23 protein-coding genes are annotated in these 23,920 nt (G+C 59.0%); 15 read left to right on the top strand and 8 right to left on the bottom strand.

Annotated features, from left to right (window positions below; all coding sequences use genetic code 11):
- Positions 1-987, bottom strand: coding sequence for a xanthine dehydrogenase family protein subunit M (locus tag D3M70_RS07790; protein ID WP_120125226.1), 987 nt, complete (start codon positions 985-987; stop codon positions 1-3).
- Entirely contained in the window at positions 984-1,502 is a 519-nt protein-coding gene (locus D3M70_RS07785) for a (2Fe-2S)-binding protein (RefSeq protein WP_120125225.1), read from the bottom strand. The genes D3M70_RS07790 and D3M70_RS07785 overlap by 4 nt, the downstream gene beginning before the upstream one ends.
- Before the next feature lie 313 nt (positions 1,503-1,815).
- On the opposite strand from D3M70_RS07785, the gene D3M70_RS07780 reads away from it, so the two are divergent.
- From D3M70_RS07780 to D3M70_RS07770, 3 genes are all read left to right on the top strand, one after another.
- Complete coding sequence (locus tag D3M70_RS07780) at positions 1,816-3,108, top strand: NCS2 family permease (RefSeq protein ID WP_120125224.1); 1,293 nt, start codon at positions 1,816-1,818, stop codon at positions 3,106-3,108.
- Complete coding sequence (gene trmA, locus D3M70_RS07775) at positions 3,105-4,193, top strand: tRNA (uridine(54)-C5)-methyltransferase TrmA (RefSeq protein WP_120125223.1); 1,089 nt, start codon at positions 3,105-3,107, stop codon at positions 4,191-4,193. Before D3M70_RS07780 ends, trmA begins: the two co-directional genes overlap by 4 nt.
- A gap of 246 nt (positions 4,194-4,439) precedes the next feature.
- Positions 4,440-5,732, top strand: coding sequence for an MFS transporter (locus D3M70_RS07770; RefSeq protein ID WP_120125222.1), 1,293 nt, complete (start codon positions 4,440-4,442; stop codon positions 5,730-5,732).
- 169 nt (positions 5,733-5,901) lie between these two features.
- On the opposite strand, the gene araD1 is transcribed toward D3M70_RS07770, so the two are convergent.
- The 5 genes from araD1 to D3M70_RS07745 all read right to left on the bottom strand — a co-directional run bounded on the left by araD1 (position 5,902) and on the right by D3M70_RS07745 (position 12,130).
- Positions 5,902-6,897 (bottom strand): AraD1 family protein, encoded by a 996-nt coding sequence (araD1, locus tag D3M70_RS07765; protein WP_120125221.1) that lies wholly within the window; start codon positions 6,895-6,897, stop codon positions 5,902-5,904.
- A gap of 198 nt (positions 6,898-7,095) precedes the next feature.
- Entirely contained in the window at positions 7,096-8,271 is a 1,176-nt protein-coding gene (locus D3M70_RS07760) for an L-rhamnonate dehydratase (protein WP_120125220.1), read from the bottom strand.
- 556 nt (positions 8,272-8,827) lie between these two features.
- Complete coding sequence (locus D3M70_RS07755; protein WP_120125219.1) at positions 8,828-9,832, bottom strand: 4-hydroxythreonine-4-phosphate dehydrogenase PdxA; 1,005 nt, start codon at positions 9,830-9,832, stop codon at positions 8,828-8,830.
- Positions 9,829-10,788 carry an amidohydrolase gene (locus tag D3M70_RS07750; protein WP_120125218.1) on the bottom strand — a complete coding sequence of 320 codons (960 nt, stop codon included), beginning with the start codon at positions 10,786-10,788 and terminating at the stop codon, positions 9,829-9,831. Before D3M70_RS07750 ends, D3M70_RS07755 begins: the two co-directional genes overlap by 4 nt.
- Positions 10,781-12,130: an MFS transporter gene (locus tag D3M70_RS07745; RefSeq protein ID WP_120125217.1), complete on the bottom strand. Its 1,350-nt coding sequence runs from the start codon at positions 12,128-12,130 to the stop codon at positions 10,781-10,783. The genes D3M70_RS07750 and D3M70_RS07745 overlap by 8 nt, the downstream gene beginning before the upstream one ends.
- Positions 12,131-12,640: 510 nt before the next feature.
- On the opposite strand from D3M70_RS07745, the gene ycaC reads away from it, so the two are divergent.
- On the top strand, positions 12,641-13,264 hold the full coding sequence (gene ycaC / locus D3M70_RS07740) for an isochorismate family cysteine hydrolase YcaC (RefSeq protein WP_120125216.1): 624 nt from the start codon (positions 12,641-12,643) through the stop codon (positions 13,262-13,264).
- 165 nt (positions 13,265-13,429) lie between these two features.
- Here ycaC and D3M70_RS07735 read toward each other — a convergent pair whose 3' ends face one another.
- Entirely contained in the window at positions 13,430-14,383 is a 954-nt protein-coding gene (locus D3M70_RS07735) for a LysR family transcriptional regulator (protein ID WP_256659747.1), read from the bottom strand.
- A gap of 146 nt (positions 14,384-14,529) precedes the next feature.
- Here D3M70_RS07735 and D3M70_RS07730 point away from each other — a divergent pair, with 146 nt between their 5' ends.
- The 11 genes from D3M70_RS07730 (at position 14,530) to D3M70_RS07670 (ending at position 23,917) form a co-directional block, all read left to right on the top strand.
- Positions 14,530-15,270 carry an AzlC family ABC transporter permease gene (locus tag D3M70_RS07730; protein WP_120125215.1) on the top strand — a complete coding sequence of 247 codons (741 nt, stop codon included), beginning with the start codon at positions 14,530-14,532 and terminating at the stop codon, positions 15,268-15,270.
- Positions 15,267-15,593 carry an AzlD domain-containing protein gene (locus D3M70_RS07725; protein ID WP_120125214.1) on the top strand — a complete coding sequence of 109 codons (327 nt, stop codon included), beginning with the start codon at positions 15,267-15,269 and terminating at the stop codon, positions 15,591-15,593. Before D3M70_RS07730 ends, D3M70_RS07725 begins: the two co-directional genes overlap by 4 nt.
- A gap of 321 nt (positions 15,594-15,914) precedes the next feature.
- Complete coding sequence (locus tag D3M70_RS07720) at positions 15,915-16,946, top strand: tripartite tricarboxylate transporter substrate binding protein (protein ID WP_120125213.1); 1,032 nt, start codon at positions 15,915-15,917, stop codon at positions 16,944-16,946.
- A gap of 63 nt (positions 16,947-17,009) precedes the next feature.
- Entirely contained in the window at positions 17,010-17,543 is a 534-nt protein-coding gene (locus D3M70_RS07715; protein ID WP_120125212.1) for a tripartite tricarboxylate transporter TctB family protein, read from the top strand.
- Entirely contained in the window at positions 17,540-19,066 is a 1,527-nt protein-coding gene (locus D3M70_RS07710; protein WP_120125211.1) for a tripartite tricarboxylate transporter permease, read from the top strand. Before D3M70_RS07715 ends, D3M70_RS07710 begins: the two co-directional genes overlap by 4 nt.
- A 71-nt stretch (positions 19,067-19,137) precedes the next feature.
- Positions 19,138-20,082 (top strand): LysR family transcriptional regulator, encoded by a 945-nt coding sequence (locus D3M70_RS07705; RefSeq protein ID WP_120125288.1) that lies wholly within the window; start codon positions 19,138-19,140, stop codon positions 20,080-20,082.
- Between the two features lie 164 nt (positions 20,083-20,246).
- A complete protein-coding gene (locus tag D3M70_RS34090) occupies positions 20,247-20,393 on the top strand; it encodes a type VI secretion system tube protein Hcp (protein ID WP_375232936.1) in 147 nt (48 codons plus the stop codon).
- On the top strand, positions 20,360-21,085 hold the full coding sequence (locus tag D3M70_RS07695) for a hypothetical protein (protein ID WP_120125210.1): 726 nt from the start codon (positions 20,360-20,362) through the stop codon (positions 21,083-21,085). The genes D3M70_RS34090 and D3M70_RS07695 overlap by 34 nt, the downstream gene beginning before the upstream one ends.
- Before the next feature lie 917 nt (positions 21,086-22,002).
- The gene (locus D3M70_RS07680; protein WP_120125207.1) at positions 22,003-22,371 is read left to right on the top strand and encodes a hypothetical protein; all 369 of its coding nucleotides are present in this window, start codon (positions 22,003-22,005) and stop codon (positions 22,369-22,371) included.
- Positions 22,372-22,520: 149 nt separating this feature from the next.
- Positions 22,521-22,886 (top strand): hypothetical protein, encoded by a 366-nt coding sequence (locus D3M70_RS07675; protein WP_120125206.1) that lies wholly within the window; start codon positions 22,521-22,523, stop codon positions 22,884-22,886.
- A 143-nt stretch (positions 22,887-23,029) separates the two neighbouring features.
- Positions 23,030-23,917, top strand: a complete 888-nt coding sequence (locus D3M70_RS07670) for a neutral zinc metallopeptidase (protein WP_120125205.1) — start codon at positions 23,030-23,032, stop codon at positions 23,915-23,917.
- Positions 23,918-23,920 lie beyond the last annotated feature (3 nt).

Raw genomic sequence — 23,920 nt, 5'->3', positions numbered from 1 at the left:
TCAGACATTCCCTCCCACAGCGGCTTCACTCAGCGCGCGAACAATCGCGCGCTGGGCCAGCTTGATCTTGAAAGCGTTGTGCGCGAGCGGCCTGGCGTCCCGCAGCATGGCATCGGCAGCGGCGACAAAATTCTCTCTGGACACCGGTTTGCCCCTGAGCGACTGCTCGACCGACTTGTCCCGCCAGGGTTTATGGGCCACGCCTCCCAAGGCCAGGCGCACGTCACGGATGACATCGCCATCGAGTTCAAGCGCTGCAGCCACTGATACCAGGGCGAAGGCGTAAGACGCCCGGTCGCGAATCTTCAGGTAGTGGTTGTGGGACACGAATCCGGCGGGTGGCAACTCGATCGCCGTGATCAACTCGTCATCGGCGAGCTGGTTGTCTCGCTGGGGGGCGTTCTCCGGCAGACGGTGAAAGTCTGCGAATTCGATGCTGCGTTTTCCGGCACGACCTTCGACATGCACCACCGCCTCCAGTGCTGCCAGCGCCACGCACATGTCGGAGGGGTGAGTCGCCACGCATTCGTCACTGGCGCCCAGAATGGCGTGGATCCGGTTCAAACCGGTCTTCGCCGGGCAGCCACTTCCCGGCTCGCGCTTGTTGCAGGGCATCGCAGCATCATAAAAGTAGTAGCAACGGGTGCGCTGCAGCAGGTTGCCGCCGGTACTGGCCATGTTCCTCAGCTGAGGAGAGGCGCCCGCCAGAATGGCCTTGGACAGCAGGGGGTAACGCTGCTCAATCAGTGGATGCCAGGCCAGATCGGCATTGCTGACCAGCGCGCCGATCAGCAACCCGCCGTTTGGCGTTTCCTTGACCTCCTTGAGTGGCAGTCCGGTGATGTCGATCAGATGGTCAGGGCGGTCGATGTTTTCTTTCATCAGGTCCAGAAGGTTGGTGCCCCCTGCGATGAAGCGGCTCGCGCCATCGGCGAGGCTGATCGCCTGACTGACCTGCGATGGCTTGCTGTAATTGAAAGGGTTCATGGCTGACGCCCTCCATCCTTGCTCGCCGATTGCGGCAATGCCTCTTCGACAGCCGCCAGAATGTTGCTGTAGGCGCCGCAACGGCACAGGTTGCCGCTCATCAACTCCTTGATTTCGTCCGCATTGCCAGCGCGCCCTTCGTTCGCCAGCCCTACTGCCGAGCAGATCTGCCCAGGCGTGCAATAGCCGCACTGAAACGCGTCATGCTTGATGAACGCCTGCTGCATAGGGTGCAGAACGTCGCCGTCTGCCAGGCCTTCGATGGTGGTCAGCTCGGCGCCGTCGCACATGATCGCCAGCGTCAGGCAGGCATTGATGCGTTTGCCGTCACGCAACACGGTGCAGGCGCCACACTGGCCGTGATCACAGCCCTTCTTGGTGCCGACCAGGTCCAGTTGCTCGCGCAGAACGTCGAGCAAGGTAACCCAGGGCTGTACCTGCAATTGTCGGGGTTGGCCGTTAAGGGTCAGAGCAATGGCGTGCTCCGCGAAATCCTTCTGGTTCGTCGCGCTCATGGGGTGCCTCACGGTAGATACTTGATCAGCGCAGTGGATCTGCGTCTCTGGGGTAGAGACTGGCGGGTTTTGGCAAACGTTCACGGTTTTTGATGAGCGTGTCTCGACCGCAGGGTGCGCCTGCCACGTCGGACGGCCACTCTTTCTGCCATCGTGAGCTGCCGATCAACGTCAGCAGCCTTTCCCGGGGGACGCTGGTATGATGCGCGGCTTTTTGCGACTGGCAGAATTTGTGCAGGCTCTTTGGGCGAGCTGTGCTTTGCTGTTTTAGTCGATTTCATTAATGGCGCAATGCGTCACCGGGGAGCCACACATGCTGGAGCGGCTGTTTCAACTCAAGGCACATGACACCAATGTGCGCACGGAAATCCTGGCCGGGATCACGACGTTCCTCGCCATGGCCTACATCCTCTTCGTCAACCCGAGCATCCTCGGCGAGACCGGCATGGACAAAGGCGCCATCTTCGTCGCCACCTGCCTTGCAGCTGCCATCGGCTCCACGGTCATGGGCCTGATTGCCAACTACCCGATTGCGCTCGCGCCGGGCATGGGCCTGAACGCGTTCTTCACCTACACCGTCGTCCTGCACATGGGCCATACCTGGCAAGTGGCGCTGGGTGCGGTGTTCATCTCTGCCGTGATGTTCTTCCTGCTGTCGATCTTTCGCATCCGCGAATGGATCATCAACAGCATCCCGCTCCCGTTGCGCTCGGCGATCGCCGCCGGTATCGGTCTGTTTCTGGCGCTGATTGCCCTGCACAACGCCGGAATCGTAGTCAGCAACCCGGCGACCATGGTCGGTCTGGGCGATCTGGCAAAACCCGCACCGGTCCTCGCGACCCTCGGTTTCGCCCTGATTGTCGCGCTGGAAGCCCTGAAAGTGCGCGGTGCAGTGCTGATCGGCATTCTGGCGGTGACCATCGTCTCCATCCTGATGGGCTTCTCGCCGTTTGGCGGCGTCGTCTCCATGCCTCCTTCGCTGGCCCCGACCTTTCTGCAACTGGACATCGCCGGCGCATTGAACATCGGGCTGGTCAGCGTGATCTTCTCCTTTCTCTTCGTGGACCTGTTCGATAACTCGGGCACGCTGATCGGCGTTGCCAAGCGCGCCGGCCTGATGGGCAAGGACGGCCACATGCCGAAAATGGGCCGTGCGCTGGTCGCCGACAGTACCGCCGCCATGGCAGGCTCGCTGCTGGGCACTTCGACCACCACCAGTTACATCGAATCGGCAGCGGGCGTGAGTGCCGGTGGCCGTACCGGTCTTACAGCCATCGTGGTTGCCGTCCTGTTTCTGCTGGCGCTGTTCTTCGCACCTTTGGCGGGCAGCGTTCCGGCGTTCGCCACCGCGCCTGCCCTGCTGTTCGTGGCAGTGCTGATGACCTCGGGTCTGGCGGAAATCAATTGGGACGACATCACTGAAGCGGCGCCGGTGGTACTCACCGCGCTGGCGATGCCGTTCACTTACTCCATCGCCAACGGCATCGCTTTTGGCTTCATTTCCTGGACAGTGATCAAGCTGTTGTCGGGCCGTGGCCGTGAGCTGAATTCGGCGCTGGTCATCCTGTCGATCCTGTTCGTGATCAAGCTGGGCTTCTATCCATGAGTTCTACGTTCGACCCTGCGAGCTACAGCCGTCAGCTCGACGAAAAAGCCGATCGCTTGCGCGAGCTGCTCAAACCGTTCGACGCGCCTGAACCTCAGGTCTTCGATTCGCCGCGAGAGCACTATCGCCTGCGCGCCGAATTTCGCCTGTGGCGCGACGAGGGCAAGCGGCACTACGCGATGTTCACGCCGGGCGACAAGTACACGCCGATCCTGATCAACGATTTCCCCATCGCAAGCGAGCAGATCAACGCGCTCATGCCGGTATTGCGCGAGCGCTGGGAAGCCAGCAAGACCCTCAACCACAAGCTGTTTCAGGTCGACTTTCTGACCACGCTGGCCGGCGACGGCATGATCACCCTGTGCTATCACCGCCCGCTGGACGACGCCTGGAAACTGGAGGCTGAACAGTTGGCCGCCGATTTGAAGGTCAGCGTCATCGGCCGCTCCAAGGGTCAGCGCCTGGTGATCGGTCGCGATTACGTGACGGAAAAGCTGGACGTCGCAGGTCGCACGTTCAGCTATCGCCAGCCAGAAGGCGCGTTCACTCAACCCAACGGCACCGTGAACCAGAAGATGTTGAGCTGGGCCTATGAAGCCTTGGGCGAGCGCCAGGACGATCTGCTGGAGCTGTATTGCGGCAACGGCAACTTCACCCTGCCGCTGGCGACCCGCGTGCGTAAAGTGCTGGCGACCGAGATCAGCAAGACGTCGGTCAATGCGGCGCTGAGCAATCTGGCGGATAACGCTGTGGATAACGTCAGCCTGGTGCGTCTGTCGGCCGAAGAGCTGACCGAAGCACTGAATGACGTGCGTCCGTTTCGGCGTCTGGCTGGTGTCGATCTGAAGAGCTACGACTTCGGCAGCGTCTTCGTCGACCCGCCGCGTGCGGGCATGGACCCGGACACCTGCGAACTGACCCGTCGCTTTGAGCGGATTCTGTACATCTCCTGCAACCCCGAAACCCTGGCTGCCAACATCGCGCAGTTGCATGACACCCATCGCGTGGAGCGTTGCGCGCTGTTCGATCAGTTTCCGTACACCCACCATATGGAATCGGGTGTGCTGCTCGTCAGACGTAAGTAGCCTGGATCCAACACCTGTAGGAGCGCTTGCCCGCGATTGGCCGCGTCAGACGACGTGAATACGTCGGATGTACCGACGCCATCGTGGGCAAGCGCGCTCCTACAAGGATGTCTGATCGCCCACGCAGTCCGCGGGAGAGCGACCATTACCCCGCCACCCATCATTAAATTTCTGACAGTAAGAGGCATATACCTGCTTACAGGTGTATAACACTCGGCCGTCTTTCGCTTCGATGGATGTCCTGCCTTGAGTTCCGAATCGCCTGCTACGCCCTCCGAATCTGCCTCTGAAAGCATTCTGAAGCAGCCCGGTTTCTTTGCGTTCCTGACGGCCCGCCTTGCCGCTGTGTTTGCCATGCAGATTCAGGCGGTCGTGGTCGCCTGGCAGGTGTATGACATGACGCGCAGCCCGATCTCGCTGGCGTATGTCGGCCTTGCGCAATTCATCCCGATGCTGCTGTTGCTCATGCCCGCCGGCGATTTGATCGACCGTTACGACCGCAAGTTGATCCTGACCATAAGCTGGAGCGTGCAGGGGCTTTGCAGCCTGATGTTGATGCTGTTCTCGGTCACGCATCACCAGGACACCCGCCTGATCTACGCCACGCTGGCGCTGTTCGGTTGTGCCCGGGCGTTCACCGGCCCGGCGCTGCAAAGCCTGCTGCCGCAAGTCGTGCCACGGGAGAAACTGGCGGCCGCCATCGCCACCAACAGCATGATCATGCGTATCGCCACCATCGCCGGGCCTCTAGTCGGCGGCGGGCTGTATGCGCTGGGTGGGGGCGGCTTGACCTACTCGGTGTGCATGGCCAGCTTCATCGCGGGTGTGCTGCTGCTGATGCGTGTTCCGGTGTTGTTTGCAGGCAAAAAGCAGATTCTCGAATCCACCGCCTGGAAGCGCTTCACGGCGGGGATCGCCTTTATCCGCTCGCGGCCGATCATCCTCGGCACCATCTCACTGGACCTGTTCGCGGTATTGCTCGGCGGCGTGGTAGCCCTGCTACCGATCTACGCCCATGAAGTGCTGCACCTGGGGCCACAAGGTCTGGGCGCGTTGCGCAGCGCGATGAGCCTGGGCGAGGTCGCCACCGGTCTCTATCTGAGCGTGCGCCCGTTCGACCGTAACGTGGGCATGGTGATGTTCATCGCCGTGGCTGTATTCGGCCTGGCGAATCTGGTGTTCGCACTGTCCACGCTGTTCTGGCTGTCGTTGCTGGCACTGATGATCGCCGGCGCGGCGGACATGGTCAGCGTGTACATCCGCTCGACACTGGTGCAATTCTCGACACCCGACGAGATGCGCGGCCGGGTGAACGCCGTGAACATGCTGTTCATCGGTTCATCCAACGAGCTGGGCGAGTTCAGGGCTGGCAGCAGCGCCGCGTTGTGGGGCGCCGTGCCCGCGGCAATCATCGGCGGGTTGTGTACGCTGGGTGTGGTCGGTACCTGGATGTGGGGTTTCAAGGCCTTGCGTCAGGTCAACCACTTCGCCGATGCGTCTCCCGCTGAAATGACCGAGAAGCAGACGGCACGGGTTTGATCATGTGAACCTCGACTTGTAGCAGCACGACTTGCCGGCGGTGGCGATCCTCAATCCGTCACCGTCGGCAAGCCGTGCCGCTACAGGTCTACCGACTACCGCGGTGAATCAGTCCCCTCATCCACCAACCGCTGTAATCCCAGTGGATTGGCGTCCTGCAGAGCATCCCTTAAAGCGCCTTGATCTGACCGATCGCCACAGGGCGCGGGCCTTCGCCAATACCGTTTTCAAGCGGCGCGCCAAAGGCATCCAGGCTGATCTGGAAACGATCGCCAGGCCGGGTTTTCACGCCATCGGCGAACGACAGAGTCGCAGTCCCGAAGTAATGAATGTGCACATCGCCCGGACGCAGGAACTGCGCGTATTTGAAATGGTGGTATTCCAGGTTCGCAAGGCTGTGGCACATGTTGTCTTCGCCACTGAGAAACTCCTTTTCCCAGATCACTTCACCACCACGCTTGATGCGGCTCATGCCTGACAGATGACGCGGCAGCTCGCCTACGCGAAGCTCAGGGCCGTAGGCGCAATAACGCAGCTTGGAATGGGCGAGATAGAGGTAATTTCTCCGCTCCATGACGTGGTCGGAGAACTCGTTACCCAACGCGTAGCCCAGTCGATAGGGTTGGCCATCGTCGCCAATGACATACAGGCCCGTCAGTTCGGGCTCTTCGCCGGCGTCTTCGGCGAAGGCCGGCACCGGAAAGTCAGCCCCGGGACGCACGACGATGCTGCCGTCGCCTTTGTAGAACCACTCCGGTTGCGCGCCAACATCACCTTGCGCAGGTTTGCCGCCTTCGATGCCCCACTTGAAGATCTTCATGGTGTCGGTCATGCCGGCTTCGACCTGACCGTCGTGCTGGTGCATCTTGTCCCGCGCCGATGCGCTGCCCAGATGGGTCAGGCCGGTGCCGCTGATCAGGCAGTGGGCAGGGTCTTCGTGGTCCAGTGGCGGCAGGATCTGGCCGTTTTGCAAAAGACCTGCGTATTCAGGACCAGACTCAGTGCCACGACTGCTCACTTCATCCTCGAGGCTGCGTTGGCTGCGAATGGCCGCGAGGGCCAGTTCGCGAGTGCTTGTGGTGTTGCGGACGACATTGACCTGCAAGCCCTCGACAACGCCGACCTGGCGCTGTCTCTGGCTGTTTTCGAACTGGATAAGGCGCATGGGCTGAATCTCCGAAAAAATATGGAATACGATCTCGCCTCTGCCCGAAGGGCGTGGGAGCGCAGCTTGCTCGCGATCGGCTGCGAAGCAGTCGCAAAACCTGATGACACGTGGTATCTGAAGCCCCCATGCGCAACATCAGTGCGGATCGTAATCAAATCGCGCTTCATCAGAGACGATGCGCGACCTCTGGCGACATCACTCGATAATGTTGAACTCGCTCAGGTATTCGTCGGAGATTTCCAGCCCAAGGCCTGGCTTGTGGTCGTCCAGCTGGATGTAGCCGTTGACTGGCTGTGGCTCGCCCTTGAAGACGTAGTAGAACAACTCGTTGCCGACCTCGACGTCGAACACCGGGAAGAATTCGGCCATCGGCGAGGCGGTGGTGGACATGGTCAGGTGGTAGTTGTGCATCTGGCCCGCGTGGGGAATGACCGGCACCGACCACGCTTCGGCCATGGCGTTGATCTTGCGCGCTGCCGTGATACCACCGACGCGGTTGGTGTCGTACTGGATCACGTCGACAGCGCGGCGTTCGAGCATGTCCTTGAAGCCGTATGACGTGAATTCGTGCTCGCCGCCGGAGATCGGCATGATGCCCATCTTCTTCAGCTCGATGTAGCCTTCGAGGTCGTCCGCGATGACCGGCTCTTCCAGCCAGCGCGGTTCGAACTCAGCCAGTTTCGGCAACATGCGACGGGCATACTCCAGGGTCCAGCCCATGTAGCACTCAAGCATGATGTCGACGTCAGGGCCGGCCAGCTCCCGCAGCGCACGCACCTGCTCGATGTTGCGACGCATGCCCGCCGGGCCGTCTTTCGGGCCGTAGCCGAAGCGCATTTTCATCGCCGTGAAGCCCTGACTCAGATAGCCCTGGGCCTCTTCCAGAAACAGGTCCAGGTTGTCGTTGGCGTACAGCTTGGAAGCGTAGGTCCAGATCTTTTCTTTGGTGCGGCCGCCAAGCAGTTTGAACACTGGCTTGTTCACGGCCTTGCCCATGATGTCCCAGATGGCGATGTCGATTGCCGAGATGGCTGCCATGCCGATGCCTTTGCGGCCCCAGGCGTGGCTCTGGCGATACATTTTCTGCCAGATGTATTCGTTGTCGAACGGGTCTTCGCCGATGGCGATGGGGGCCAGATAGGTGTCGATGATTTCCTTGGCGACACGTGGCGCCAACGCGCAGTTACCGATGCCGACGATGCCGTTGTCGGTCTCGATTTCCACCACCAGCCAGCCGTGAAAACGGAAGGAGCCCATGGCATCGCCACGCTCGAACAGGATGTCGCTCGCATTGGTGCAGAAGTGCGCCTGCGGTGGAACGACCTTGCCCTTCCATTCGAATACGCGGGTACGGATTGCCTTGATTTTCATGAGTATGATTCCCTGGATCGGCTTCTTGTAATTGTTGTTCGAACGTCGCCGCAGAGCGCTGCGTCGCGTGTCGATGAGCAGATTTAGCCAGCGGCAACGGGGATCGGCTAATCACTTATGCGTATCCAGTGATAGCTACAGGTGATCGCTCTGGCCGCAGACTTGTACGCTCAGTTATAGGAGCACCACAGGGTATTGCGGGACCGACTGGATTACAGAAGCGTGCTGGTTACTATTCGCTTCCGCCGAACAAATAACCATGCCAACTACACCGAGCTGCTTCTGCCGAAGGCGTGGGAGGCCGGCTTGCCAACGATCTTCCGGGCACCGGCAGCGAACATTGAGCACGCGGTGTATCAGGCAGATCGAGGGGGCTGATTTTACGACTGCTGCGCAATCGATCGCCCACAAGTCGGCCTCCCACGCCCTCCCGGGCCGAATCAACGCATTGGGGCGCCGTCTGAATTGAAGCACAGCAAAAAAAACCGCAGAGCGCTGATAGAGCGTTCTGCGGCAAAAACGTGGCCGGTTATGAACCGGGTAAAACGTCACGCCATCAAACGTTGCTCTGCCCCATCCGGCAACCGATCTCGAACGCCTGGCGAATCGCGCCAACGTTCGCCTTGCCCTGACCCGCAATATCGAATGCGGTCCCGTGAGCGGGCGTGGTGATCGGAATCGGCAACCCGCCCTGCACCGTCACGCCGCGCGAGAACCCCATCAGTTTGATCGCGATCTGTCCCTGGTCGTGGTACATCGTCACCACCGCGTCGAACGCATTGGCGTCGCCCTGCACCTTCAGAAAGATCGTATCCCCCGGATACGGCCCATCGGCATTCATGCCCTGCGCCTGCGCGGTTTTCACGGCAGGGCCGATGATGTCGATCTCTTCACGCCCAAACGAACCGTTGTCGCCGTTATGCGGGTTCAAGCCGCAAACACCGATGCGCGGTGCCTTGAGGCCATTGCGTTTGAGCGCGGTGTCGATCAGTCGAATGGCTTCGATCACCCGCTCCTGACTGAGCATCCCCGGCACTGCCGACAACGCCACATGGGACGTCACGCGGGAGGTCCAGAGGTTGTCCATCACGTTGAATTCGCAGAACGGCCCGTTGAAGCCCAGCAGCTCGGCGAACCAGTGCAGCTCGTCGTTGTGGTCCATGCCCGCCATGTGCAACGAGGTCTTGTTCAGCGGCCCGAACAGCACCGAGTTGGTGACTTTGGCTGCGGTCAGTTCAACCGCAATCTTCAACGTATCGAGGCAGTAACGACCACCGATGGCACTGGCTTCACTGCGTGGAAACTCGCCCACCGCATCGCCGCGAAAGTTGTAGAACAGGGGCGTGTCATCAGAGAACTCCAGCGAGTCCAGCGAATCGATCTGCCGATACGGAAACGATACGCCCGCGATGTCCATCCCCCGGCGCATTTCTGCCTCGTCGGCAATCAGCAGAACATGGGCCTGGCTGCGCACTTTTTCTTCGCTAAGCAAACGTGCGATCAATTCCGGGCCGATGCCCGCCGGATCACCCAGTACCATTGCAAATCGGGTTTTGTTCATGCCTGACTCCTCATCTGTTCCGGCCACGGACGTGCCACGGCGCACGGCTCGCAACGGTAAATTCGCTGCGCATTGCTGTAGAAAAGACGCACTTGATCGGCACTCGGCAGATCACGAACGATGTGTTTGAAACCGCTGTAGATGTCGTCGAACGCGCCACACAGGCTGTCGACCGGGAAATTGCTGGCGAACATTGCGCGCTCGGTGCCGAACATGGCGATGATCTCGCGCACGATCCATGCGTTGTCAGCAGCCCTCCAGCGGATGCCGCGCAGGCCGAGCCCGGAAATCTTCACCACCACATTGGGCTGTTCGGCCAGTTTCGCCATCGCGGCATGCCAGCCTGCGAGGCCTTCAACGCTGCGATCTGACGGCAGTCCGGCGTGGTTGAGAATCAGCGTGGTGTCCGGAAAGTCACGCGCCAGCCATTCGGCTTCCGTCAGGTTCCACCAAGGGGTCTGCAAATCGAAATGCAGGCCCAGGTCGTGCAAGGTGGCGTAACTGCGGCGCCAGCGCTCGTCGCTCATCAATGTGCGTTGCTCGCCGACTTCTTCAGGCGTCGTTGGGCCGCCCGGCTTATGCCGAACGCTACGCACACTGGCGAACAGAGCCTGTTCGGCGAGCACCGCGATGGCGTCTGGATGGTCGAGCCAGGCCTGGGCCACGACTGCATTGGGTACGCCATACCGTGCAGCGATCTGCTCGACGAATCGGGTCTCGCCAATCGGGTCGCCTGGGTCCCATTCGGTCTCGACGTAGACCGTCTGCACGACGTTGTGCTCACCGGCATCAGCGAAGTAATCAGGCGGCAGATAACGCCGCTTGATCGCAGAGTAATCGCCGTAGCGAAACGGGATGTCGGCCCCCTCCGAAAGCCAAGGGTGATAGTTGGCCTGCGGGTCCCAGAAGTGATGATGGGCGTCGACAATCGGGCCGTTATACAACGCATCAGCCATTGCTCACCTCACGCTGGCCGTCCAGACCGATCAGCAATGTCGCGAGCACGAACAGCGCAGCGCAGATCGCAAAGAAGCCCAGCACTGCGCCGAAACCGCCGAAGAACTGCAGGATCACCCCCACCAGAATCGGCACGAAGATGCCGCCGATACTGCCCGCCAGGTTCATCACGCCGCCGATCAGGCCAACCCGGGCCGGGGCGGCGAGCAACGCGGGGAAGCTCCAGTACAGGCTGCCCCACATCAGGAAGAACGCCGTCATTGCCAGCAGCGCAACGGCGGCAATCGGGTCGCTCAATTGCGGCAAGACCAGCAAAGCACCCAAGGCAATCACACCGGAGAACGTCAGCAGGCCTTTGACCGCCACGCCACGGCGCACGCCCTTGCGAATCAAACCATCGCAGAGGAAACCGCCGGTTAACGAACCCAGGGAACCGCAAATGAAGATCACGAACGTCGCGAAACCGATGCCTTTGATGTCGAAGCCCCGCGCCTGAGCCAGATAACTCGGGCCCCAGGTGAGCAGACCGAAATACACCATCGCCCAGGTCGAGCGACCGATCAGCAGGCCGGTCAGCGAACGCGCCGCAATGCCAAGGCCCTTGACCTTGGCCCGGGCGGCTTCGGCAGCCGGCGTTTCACGGCCTGCGTTGATCTTGGCAAGCTCCGCTTCGTTGACTTGCGGGTGCACCGAAGGATCGTCACGCAGGTAGCGCCACGACACCCAGCCCAACAGCAGCGTCGCGACACCGGCGATGACGAAGGCCGAGCGCCAGGAGTCCAGCACCACGATCAGATACGCAATGATCAAACCACCCAGCGCCACGCCCAACGGGCTGCCGCTGTCCATCATCACCGCACCACGGCTGCGTTCACTCGGCGCCAGCCACAGAGAAATCAGTTTGCCGCCCGAGGGGAACAATGGCGCCTCGGCGGCCCCGAGAAACATCCGTGCGAATAACAACGACGCGCCGCCGGTAGCAAAACCCGCCAGCACCTGAAACGTGCCCCACAACCCGGTTGACCAGGTGATCACCCGGCGCGGTCCGAACCGGTCGATCATCCAGCCGCCCGGAATCTGCAACAACGCATACGCCCAGAAGAAACTGCTGAGAATCAGACCCTGCATCGCAGGCGAAAGGGTGTATTCCTTGGCGATGGTCGGCATGGCGATCGACAACGAAACCCGGTCGATCAGGTTGACCATGGTGAGCACGAAGATGATTGCGAAGATGCGCCAGCGAACCGTACTGGCCTTGGTCGCGCTGGCAACGCTGGAAACGGGAGGGGCATACGATTGACCTGTCGCGGACAGGTGCACGTCGGCGCTGCTGCGGGCCATGGTGCGTACCTCGGTTTGTTGTTTTTATTGTTGACGTCCTTCTGCGAGAACGCCCGTCGTGGCCGTCACTATCGAAGGCGCAGCGATAACCGTCTAATCAAAACTGGAAATACGGTGATAGCCGCAGGATATAGCAACTCCGACATCCGGTAATAAGTCAGTCCGTTGCGCACGAGCTTTTTCAACATGAAACCCTGACGCTGCCACCGCCGGCAAGCCGAACTGCTACAGGGTTGGGCGCTTGCAGGCCCAACTTCGTAAATCCACAGACCGATGTAGCAGCACGGCTTGCCGGCGGTGGCGTTCTTTAGGGCGCCACGCTGGCGAGCCAGAATGCAGCTGGCGAATCTAAAATTGTCCCCAAATCAGAATCAGTAAGTCTCGATTTGGCCGGATTGTTATCAAATCATTCCCTGCCTAAAGTACACCCATGCCGCAGCAACTGAGCTAAACGCCTAAACGCGGCGCCCTTACGACACTCAAACTTCTCGACTCAAAAGGAATGCACCGATGACAACTTACAAGCGCCTGGACAAGAACGACGCCGTACTGCTGCTGGTTGACCACCAGACAGGTCTGATTTCGCTGGTGCAGGATTTTTCGCCGAACGAGTTCAAGAATAACGTGCTGGCCTTGGCCGATTGCGGCAAGTTTTTCGACCTGCCGACGATCCTGACCACCAGCTTCGAGCAAGGCCCGAATGGTCCGTTGGTGCCTGAGTTGAAAGAGATGTTCCCGGATGCGCCGTACATCGCTCGTCCTGGTCAGATCAACGCCTGGGACAACGAAGATTTCGTCAAAGCAATCAAGGCAACCGGTCGCAAGCAACTGATCATTGCCGGTGTGGTGACTGACGTTTGTGTGACGTTCCCGACCCTGAGTGCGCTGGCCGAAGGTTTTGATGTGTTCGTGGTGACCGACGCATCCGGCACCTTCAACGAAGGTGTGCAGCAAGCGGCGTGGAATCGCATGTCGGCGGCCGGTGCGCAATTGATGAACTGGTTCGCCGTGGCCTGCGAGCTGCACCGCGACTGGCGCAACGACATCGAAGGCCTGGGCAACCTGTTGTCCCAGCGCATCCCGAACTATCGCAACCTGATGAACGGCTACACCGCGCTGACAGCCAAGAAGTAATCGACTGTAGATCCCCATCTGCCCCTGTAGCAGTCTGGCTTGCCAGCGGTGACGTCCTTGAGATCGCCACCGCTGGCAAGCCGGACTGCTACAGGGTTATGGCTTACAGTCATATCTTCGTAGATCCCCAAACCCGATGTAGCCACACGACCTGTCGGCAATCGCTCACGCGAACTGTGCCATCAACCATTCCTTCAAGCGCCGGCACGCCGGATCGTCGGCCTTCTTCTCGTCGATCAGCAGGTATTGGACGGCGTCCTTGAGGTCCAGTTGTTCGGCGACGGGTCTGACCAGTTTTCCCTGTTCGATCAGATGCCCGATCAGGTGATCCCACCCCAAAGCCACGCCTTGATCGTCCAGCGCCATCTGCGTGAGCAGGCTGTAGTCGTTGGTGCTGAAATACTGCGGGCTTTGGGACGCAGGTATCTGCACCTCGACGTTCTGGAAGGAAAACCAGACATTCCAATCGACCTGCTCCGACAGTTGCGAGCGCCCGTAAGGGTTGAGGTCCAGCAGGATGCTTTCGCGCAAGCCTTCCATCGTCCGAACCTGCGGATGCTCCTGAAGATAACCCGGAGTGCAGACCGGGTAGACGACCTCGTGAAACAGCGGCGTGCGGTCGTACCCCGGACGCAGATCGAACACTTTGGTGATGAAGATATCCGGCGTGACACCCGGCTCCATCGCGAGAAAATGCTGGGTGGTGATCACGTTCAGGTCGACATCGGGATTGGCGCTGAAGAAGTCCTTCATCCGGTGCGCGAGCCACATCGACGAAAACGCTGGCGAGCAGCACAGCGTCAAGGTTCGCTTGTCATTGCTTTCACGTCGAATGCGTTCGGTGGCGTTGAAAATGTTGGTTAGCGACAGCTGAGCGGCGTCGAACAACGCGGTACCGGCGTCGGTCAACTTCACTTCCCGGCCGGTGCGAATGAACAGCTCGGTATTCAGATAAAGCTCCAGATCGCGAATCTGCCGGCTGATCGCAGCCTGGGTGACGCAGAGCGCTTCAGCGGCGCGGGTGAAATTCCGATATTTTGCCGCTGCCACGAATGACCTCATTGCCTTGAACGAGGGCATCTGCATCAAGGCATGATCCTGTCGCGCGTCTTTCGCCATAACAAAAACTACCTGCTTTCTCACAAAAAAAGTCGATTCAGCCGACCGCCACCAGCCCCTATGATTTATCCCACGCCGCTTCATGTGACGCTAGCGAATCCAGCCTTCGGGCGTCAGTCAGCGGGAACAGAAAAGGACAAGAAAAAATGCATTATCGGAGCGCAGGACATGCTTTTGGTCATGGCGTACAGACACTCATTCCGCTGATTCCCGGCGTGATTCCTTTCGGGTTGGTGACGGGAGTCATGGCGACCGAGATGGGCATGTCGCCGGGCACCACCATGGGCATGACGTTACTGTTCTATTCGGGCTCGGCGCAGATGGTTGCGCTGCAGTTGATGCACACCGCAGCGTTGCCACTGACGATCGTGGTGACCGCCTTGATCATCAACCTGCGTTTCATGATGTACAGCGCATCGCTGGCTCCTCACCTGCACAAATTGCCCCGGCGCTGGACCTGGCCGATGTCCTATCTGCTCTCCGATCAGTCCTTTGCGCTGTCGAGCCTGAAACTGGTCTCTGGCGAGCTGGGGGTTCATGCCAGGCACTTTTATATGGGTACGGCCCTGGCAATGTACCTGGCGTGGCAGTTTTCGGTGTTGGCAGGGGTGATTCTGGGGGCGCGCATTCCTGAAACCTGGTCGCTGGGTTTTGCCATTCCGTTGTCGTTTCTGGCGTTGCTCGTTCCCAACCTGCGAAGCCCGGCAACGTTAGGCGCGGCCATCGTTGGCGGAGCCATTGCGGTGCTGGCGATCAAGCTGCCGTACAACCTCGGCCTGGTGACGGCGTCTATCGGTGGCGTCGTCGCGGGGGTCCTGATCGAGAACCTGCGCAAAGACACTGCTCGTGATGCTTCGACAAACGCCATTGAGGGAGAAGCGCAGTGAGCGATCTGGCCTTGTGGGGACTGTTTCTGGCGGTGGGTCTCGGGACATTCGCCATGCGTCTTTCTTTTGTCGAACTCTACGGAAAGTGGCAAATGCCCGCGTTCCTGGACCGAGCGCTGCGCTACGTCCCGGCGAGTGTATTGGCGGCTTTGGTGCTGCCTGCGGTGATTTACCCGCCCGGCCAAAGCGAGTGGATGTTGAACAACCCACAGATCCCTGCGGCCGTCATCGCAGCCTTCATCGCATGGAAAACCCGGAGCACGTTGCTGACGTTGGGCATTGGCATGGGCGTACTGTGGGCGTTCAAGTTTCTGGGAGGCTGAGTTGCAAACGTCCACCCTGTAGCAGGACGGCTTGCCGGCGGTGGCGGTAGCGGTAGCGGTGGCGGTAGCGGTAGCGGTGGCGGTGGCGGTCCTGAGAATCTCACCGCCGGCAAGCCGGACTGCTACAACGGCGTGGACACACCTTCCCACATCATCTGCCAGATCACCTCTACCTGAGGACCTTCGCACCATCACCTATAACCTCAGGCTATCGGTGTATGTGATGTTTTGACTAGACGCGACATAGCAACCTACACACACTCCTCGCATGGCTGATCGACAGGTCGGCCTCTCATAACAAATACAAGAAAGAGGATCACCATGCGAACCGCATCCTTTCGACGCGCGTCCCGTCTGCTGTTCGGCTGCACGCTGATGTGCGCCACGGCGCTTCCAGTTTTGGCTTTTCCAACCCCTGCCCTCGCGGCATGGCAACCCGACAAGAATGTCGAGATCGTCGTGGCCGGTGGTCCAGGTGGCGGCACCGATCAACTCGGCCGCTTGATTCAGTCGATCATCAGCACCCACAAGCTCCTCGACGTCAATACCGTGGTCCTGAACAAGGGCGGCGGCAACGGTGCAGAAGCTTTTCTCGACATGAAGGTCTCCAAAGGTGACGCCGATAAGCTGGTGATCGCCACCAACAACATTTATCTGCTGCCGCTGGTGTCCAAGCTCGGCTACGAGTGGCAGGAACTGACCCCGGTCGCTGCCGTTGCCGAGGACGATTTCATCCTCTGGACCTACAAGGACGCGCCGTGGAAAGACGCCAAAGACTTCTACGCAGCAGTCAAATCCGACCCGTCGAAAATGCGCATGGGCGGCAGCCAGTCCAAGGACGTCGACCAGACCCTGACCTTGCTGCTGAACCAGACCAACAACACCAAGCTCGTCTACATCCCGTTCAAGAGCGGCAGTGAAGCCGCCACGCAACTGGCGGGCAAACACATTGCCGCCAACGTCAACAACCCCGCCGAAAGCATCAGCCAGTGGCGCGGCGATCAGGTGCAACCGCTGTGCGTGTTCAGCAAGGAGCGCATGGGCTACACGAACAAGATCGCTGGCGACAAATCCTGGGCCGACGTACCGACCTGTCACGAAGCCGGACTGGGCATCGACCAATACCGTTTCCCGCGCACCATCTTCATGCCGGGCAATGTCACCGCCGAGCAACGTGCCTTTTACATCGACCTGATGCGCAAGGTCTCGCAAACACCTGAGTTCAAGGCGTATGTGACGCAGAACGCGCTGGTGCCGACCTTCCTCGAAGGCGATCAACTGACCGCTTACATCGAGAAAGACACCGCCCGCGTCACCCCGGTCTTCAAGGAAGCCGGCTGGCTGCGCAACTGATCCGCCCCGCTGCCGCGCGCCTTGATACGAGGGCGCACGGCGGTCACTCGCTGGAGGTGTTAGATGTCCAATTCTTTTCATTCGACCTCGCTGGTCGGCACCCGCTGGGTCGAACTCGGTCTGGCTGCGTTCACCTTGCTGGTCGGTTTGGTGGTGATGTTCGGCAGTGTCGAACAAGGCATTGGCTGGGGCGATGCCGGTCCTGAGCCCGGCTATTTCCCTTTCTATATCGGCCTGCTGCTGGCCACCGCCAGCCTGGCGAACGCCGTGTTGACGTTCGTGCGCTGGAAACCCCTGAGCGTCAGCTTCGTCAGCCGCGGCGAGTTCAGACAGGTGCTGTCGGTATTCATCCCTATCGCACTGTTCGTCTGCGCGATGCCCTTCACCGGTATCTACCTGGCGTCGGCAGTGTTCATCGCCTGGTTCATGTGGCGTGACAAGGTCCGCGCCAAGCCTTATGGGCTGATCATGATCGGTACGGTTTCGGTCGGGGCTGTCGTCGCGAGTTATCTGATTTTCGATCTGTGGTTCAAGGTGCCGCTGGACGCAGGCCCCATGAGCGACTGGATTGCCATGGCCGGGAGATCGATGAAATGAGCGAATTCGACTCCCTGCTGCAAGGCATGAACCTGATCCTCACGCCTGGCCATATCGGGCTGATGGTCGTGGGCGTACTGCTGGGCATTCTGGTCGGGGTGCTGCCCGGCCTCGGCGCGCCTAACGGGGTGGCGCTACTGCTGCCGATCACGTTCACCATGTCGCCGGTCTCCGCCATCATCCTGTTGTCATGCATGTACTGGGGGGCGTTGTTCGGCGGATCGATCACCTCGATCCTCTTCAACATTCCCGGCGAGCCGTCATCGGTGGCCACGACCTTCGACGGTTATCCCATGGCTCGTGACGGCCGCGCCGCCGAAGCCCTGACTGCCGCTTTCAGCTCAGCCCTGATCGGGGCGTTGGCGGGCGTGTTGTTGCTGACATTTCTCTCGACTCGTATCGCCGAATTCGCCATGACTTTCAGCTCGCCGGAGTTCTTCGCGGTGTACCTGCTGGCGTTCTGCACCTTCATCGGCATGAGCAAGAACCCGCCGCTGAAAACAGTCGTCGCGATGATGATCGGCTTCGCCATGGCCGCTGTCGGCATGGACACCGTGTCCGGCAACCTGCGCCTGACCTTCGATCAACCGGTATTGATGACCGGCATCAGCTTCGAAGTGGCAGTGATCGGCCTGTTCGGGATCGGCGAAATTCTGTGCACGGTCGAAGAAGGCCTGGTGTTTCGCGGCGAACATGCGCGGATCACCCCGATGGTCATCCTGCGCACCTGGGCAAAACTCCCCCGTTACTGGTTCACTATCCTGCGCAGCACGCTCGTCGGTTGCTGGATGGGCGTGACGCCCGGCGGGCCGACGGCGGCGTCATTCATGAGCTACAGCATCGCCCGTCGTTTCTCGAAGAATCGCGACAACTTCGGCAAGGGTGAAATCGAAGGCGTCATCGCCCCGGAAACCGCCGACCACGCTGCGGGCACCAGCGCCCTGTTGCCGATGCTGACTCTGGGCATTCCGGGCTCGGCGACTGCGGCAGTCATGCTCGGCGGGCTGATGATCTGGGGACTGCACCCCGGCCCTACCCTGTTCGCCGAGCAGCACGATTTCGTCTGGGGCCTGATCGCCAGCATGTACTTGGGCAACGTGGTCAGTCTGCTGGTGGTGTTGGCGACGGTGCCGCTGTTTGCGTCGATCCTGCGCATCCCGTTCTCGATCATTGCTCCGATCATCATCATGGTCTGCGCCATCGGTGCTTACTCTGTGCATAACTCAATGTTTGACGTGATGCTGATGCTGGGCTTCGGCGCGCTGGGTTATCTGTTCAAGAAACTCGGCTACCCGATTGCACCGCTGGTACTCGCCGCTGTGTTGGGCGACAAGGCCGAGGATGCGTTTCGTCAGTCGATGCTGTTCTCGGACGGGCAACTGGGGATCTTCTGGTCCAACCCGCTGGTGGGCAGCCTGACCACCGCCGCGTTGCTGATGTTGTTCTGGCCGCTGATCTCGGGTGGCATCAAAGCCGCCTTTGGCTGGCGTAATCGTCACGCAATCAAACCGAAAACCCTGTGATGACACGCAATGCTGGAAATGCCCTGCAGTTCTTGTCAGGCTCGCCGCAACCTTTCACGCGAGCCAATCACATGACCAGAATTCCCGAGGCCAACGTTATCCACAGCCGACTGCGCCTGCGCCAGTTGCGGTTGATGCTGGCCTTGCAGGAATTCGGTTCGTTGCGCCGCGCCGCCGACAACATCGGCATGACCCAACCGGCGGCGACCAAGATGCTGCACGAAGCCGAGGACCTGCTCGGCGTCGAACTGTTCGAGCGCCTGCCACGAGGCATGCGCCCGACGCCATTCGGTGAAACGGTCATCTATTACGCGCGCATGGTCTTCGCCGAGTTGAGCGGCATGCGCGAGGAACTGGTGGCACTGGAGTCGGGCAACCTCGGCCGCGTGGCGGTCGGTGCGATCCCTGCGCTGGCCTCGGGGTTGCTGACGCGCACCATCGCCACTCTCAAGCAAAGCCATCCACGCTTGTCGATGAGCATTCAGGTCGACACCAGCGATGTGCTGGTTCAGGCCCTGTTACAAGATCAACTCGACGTGGTGCTGGGCCGGATTCCCGGCGGCGCAAGGGCGGAAGAACTGTTGTTCGACAGCCTCGGCGAAGAAGAACTGTGCGTCATCGCCGGCGCCAGGAATCCGCTGGTCAATGCCAAGGACCTGAGCTGGTCCGCGCTGCAAAACGAAACCTGGGTCTTGCAGCAACACCCAAGCCCCATGCGCGCCATCGTCAATCAGGTGTTTCACAACGCCCGTGTCGACATCCCCAACAGCATCGTCGAAACCACCTCGATCATGACCTTGCTCTCGCTGGTGCAACAGACCGACATGCTGGGCATCACCCCGGTTTCCGTGGTCCAGGATTACCCCGGCCGAGACTTGCTGGCCGTGTTGCCCATCAGCTTCGAAGCACGCCTGCCGCCCTACGGCCTCATCACCCGCCGTCACCGCATTCAGTCCTCCGCGATGCAAGCATTCATCAATTCCGTGAAAGCTGAACAACCGGACGCTCCGGCCTGATCATTCACCAAAACCTGCGTTTTTGACCGCAATAGGAAGCCTCCGTAAGACGACCTATATCGCCCGCGTAGGACCGTTCTGAAAATGCAAAAACTTTCCCTTCCTACCCCTTACCCGCCCGATTTGCGCGCCCCTATCCTTGCCAGCACCTCACTCAGCAAGGAATCGGCGACATAGCTTTCGACGGATTTATCAAACTGGACGGCATTGCAGGGGAGTCACTCGATCAGCGCCACAAAGACTGGATCGAGATCGTTGCCTATAAGAAATCGAACAGATGCACTACGCCCGAAACGTCCGCCGCCAACTGAGGAACCATCAGGCCGGAGGCGATGGGCAGGTCATCAAGAACTACGACCTGCTGCAGCACATGCTCGGGTATGGATCGCTCGGATTGGGCGCCGCGACGGGAAGCTGGGGCGCGCATCTGGAGGGCGTCAAGAACACCCTGAATGACATCGAGCGACTGTACAAATTGTCCCTCACCCGACGCACCCCCATCGCCCGACAAGAGTTCATCAACCAGCGCAAAGCCCTCTTCGCGAAGCTCGATATTCAATTGCAAGGCATTGCACGATGGGGAACGAGGCTGAAAAAGAGAGGATCGATCAAAAAAATGCTGGGGATTTCGACGAAGAGCTATTTGCATACGGGGGAGATACAGGGGTATGCGAAGAAGGTCGGGGGAGTGGCGAAGGCTGCCAAGTTGCTACGTGCCGGAACGCCTATCGGGATTGGATTGAACAGTGTCTCCACTTATCTTGAAATTAAAGAAGCCTGCTCGATAGGACGGGAGGAGATGTGCAGAAAGGCGAAGTATGTTGAAGGGGCGAAGCTGGTATCAGGGGTGGCTGGGGGAATGGCGATGGGTGCCGTAGGCACCTACCGCACTGGCACCTCTCTGTATTCTCGTTTTTGGAATACCTACCGCTGGGTTAGGCGCTTTAGGGTGCAGCATTGTCTCCGGCGTAATGAGTGGATACGCAGGAGGTGTCGGAGGTGAATTTTTTGGAGAACAGGCAGGCGAAGTAATTTACGAGTGGAGACCCTAATGCAATCACTGTCATACGGCCACTGGGGACTGATTTTAGTAGGATCTCTGTTGACAAGCCTTATCTCGACAATTTGGTTTACGTACAAAAAAATAGACTTCTTGGAAGAGCGATTATTGGGGTGTCGATGTATTACTGACACCAAGAACCTTTGGCAAGGGGGATTTATCGGACGGCACATGCGACTCAACATGGTGTTCATGGTGACTTACATGCCCGGAATCATGCATCGTCGGGGCCTCATCACGGAAAATGCCCATCTCAATATTCCTCGCTATCTGAGAGGTTGGATATGGGGGATTTACCTTTGGCTTTTTTCCAACGGCATTGCCATGGCTATCTTGTGCTATTTAATAAAGAGATATCCATAATGACCTTTGACGAATGGAGACGGACGCTCAATACTTTTGGGCATAAGCTTTCTCGACCGATCGTTACCGAGTGACGCTCTACAGTTGGGTACTTATATGATGCAGCCGACGCTGGGTATTTTGTCACTCATCCTGCTTTGCTGTACGCTCTTAACGACACTGACCATGGTCATTTTCTGCTATCGAAAAATCGATCTACTCGAGGGTTATATAGAAGACTGCAAGGGCATATCGGACACTCGATCTAGCTGGGGCGGCGGCCTCATTGGAAGGCAAATGCGGATGAACATGATTTCGATAGTCATGACATTCCCCAAAACAATGCACGCCAAGGGATACATAACTGTAGATGCCAATCTGAGAATCCCTATAAATCTGAGAAGGCAGGTATTCTGGCACTATCTAGCCCTCCACTTGGTCTTCGGATCCATGATCGCATTTTACGGTTTCATTAAGATCCAATGAGGGTTTGGAGAGTATTTCCATGAGTGGACACCATGAGCAATGTTCATAGCGGATTACTAGCACTCATCCTACTGTCCGCCACATTAGTGCACATCGCGGGAGCCTATCTTTTTTTCCGAGTGAATTTGGAAAAAATAGAAGCTCAACTCAATGATATCGAGATGTTCTCTCTAAACAAAAACTACTACGGCGACAGTTTCCTGGGTCGCAAAATGAGAGAAAACTTCATCATGCTGGTGGTCGTAGCCCCAGAAATATTTAAGAAACAGGAGATTATCCCCCGACACAAGCTTCTAAAGCTTTCGTATGGTTTGAGATGGGGAGTACGGTTCATATTTCTTTCGATGCTGGCCATCTGTTTATCAGCGGTGCTGTTGTACTTTTTTCGACTTCGCCACTAAAAGCAGAGAGTCGGACACTTAGCGAGAGGCTGAGCGCTCAGCCTCTCTGAACTGATGACTCTAGACTCGACAGGGCCTGAAGCCTGCCAGCGCTCCAGCTGTTCGACGCCCGCTGCTACGCAGAAAGAGTTTACGAATTGGAGGGCCTAATGCCGGTTCTAGCCTGTTTGGTGTTGATTTGGCTAATTTCTTCCTGCGCCAACCTCATCGTTATGACGTGGTTTACCTACCACAATATCGATGTTATCGAGCGCTACCTGTCTGGCTGCAAAGGCATTGCTGCCACCAGGGAGCTATGGAAAGGAGGCTTCAGAGGGAGGCAGATGCGACTCAGCATAATCTTCGCGACTATGTACATGCCTGGTGTGATGTATCGCCGAGGGGACATTACAAAAATTGCTCACTTCAATATTCCTCTCCAGCTACGAAGAAAGATTTGGGCAATTTACATCTGGCTTTTCGTCAATGCCGGGGTCCTCGCTGCGGTGTACTACGCGGTCAAGATTGCTAGATAGCCGATCCGCGCTAAGCACGCGCTGCCCCGGCAAACACAAGCCCTGAACCATTCCCTCGCTTTTCCTCTCTTAGTCCCAGCAAGCCAGACGACCGGCGTCTCCCGCCGTCTACACTTCCCACACGACTAAACGAGGATTCCCCCATGCTCTGGAAAAAAGGACGTCGCAGTGACAACGTCGTCGATGCGCGCGACGACAGCGGTGGCGGGGGTGGAATGCGCATCGGCGGCAAGGGTCTGGGGTTGGGCGGGATTGTGATCATCGTCGCAATCGGGCTGTTGACCGGGCAGGATCCGATGCAGATCCTCGGGCAGATCACAGGCCAGATGGGCTCTCAACAGACCACGGCCGTGAACCCGCAAACGCGTCAGGCGCCTCCGGCCAACGACGAGCAGGCGGACTTCGTGCGAGCGATTCTTGGCGACACCGAGGACACCTGGGGCCAGATTTTCCAGCAGGCGGGTCGTCAGTATAAAAATCCGACGCTGATTCTGTTTCGTGGCCAGGTGCAGTCGGCATGCGGTTACGCAACTTCTGCCAGCGGGCCGTTTTATTGCCCGGGGGATCAGCGGGTGTATCTGGACATGGATTTCTTCCGCGAAATGACGCAAAGGTTCAAGGCGGCAGGGGATTTCGCTCAGGCGTACGTCATTGCACATGAAGTTGGCCATCATGTGCAGACCTTGCTAGGGGTTTCAGCTAAAGTTGACGCCGCCCGTCAGCGCGGAATGCGCATGGAGGGCGACAACGGTCTGCTGGTGCGCCAGGAGTTGCAGGCTGACTGCCTCGCCGGTGTCTGGGCCTCTAACGCACAAAAGCGTTTGAACTGGCTTGAACCCGGTGATATTGAAGAGGCGCTGAACGCGGCCAACGCCATCGGCGATGACCGTTTGCAGCAACAGAGCCAGGGCCGTGTGGTGCCGGACTCGTTCACCCATGGGTCGTCTGCCCAGCGAGTGCGCTGGTTCAAGACAGGTTTTGCCCAGGGACAAATCAACCAATGCGATACATTCGCCGCCAAGAGCCTCTGATCA

The sequence above is a fragment of the Pseudomonas sp. LS-2 genome (assembly GCF_003605735.1).
Taxonomy (GTDB): Bacteria; Pseudomonadota; Gammaproteobacteria; order Pseudomonadales; family Pseudomonadaceae; genus Aquipseudomonas.
This window is presented reverse-complemented; position numbering and strand designations above follow the sequence as displayed.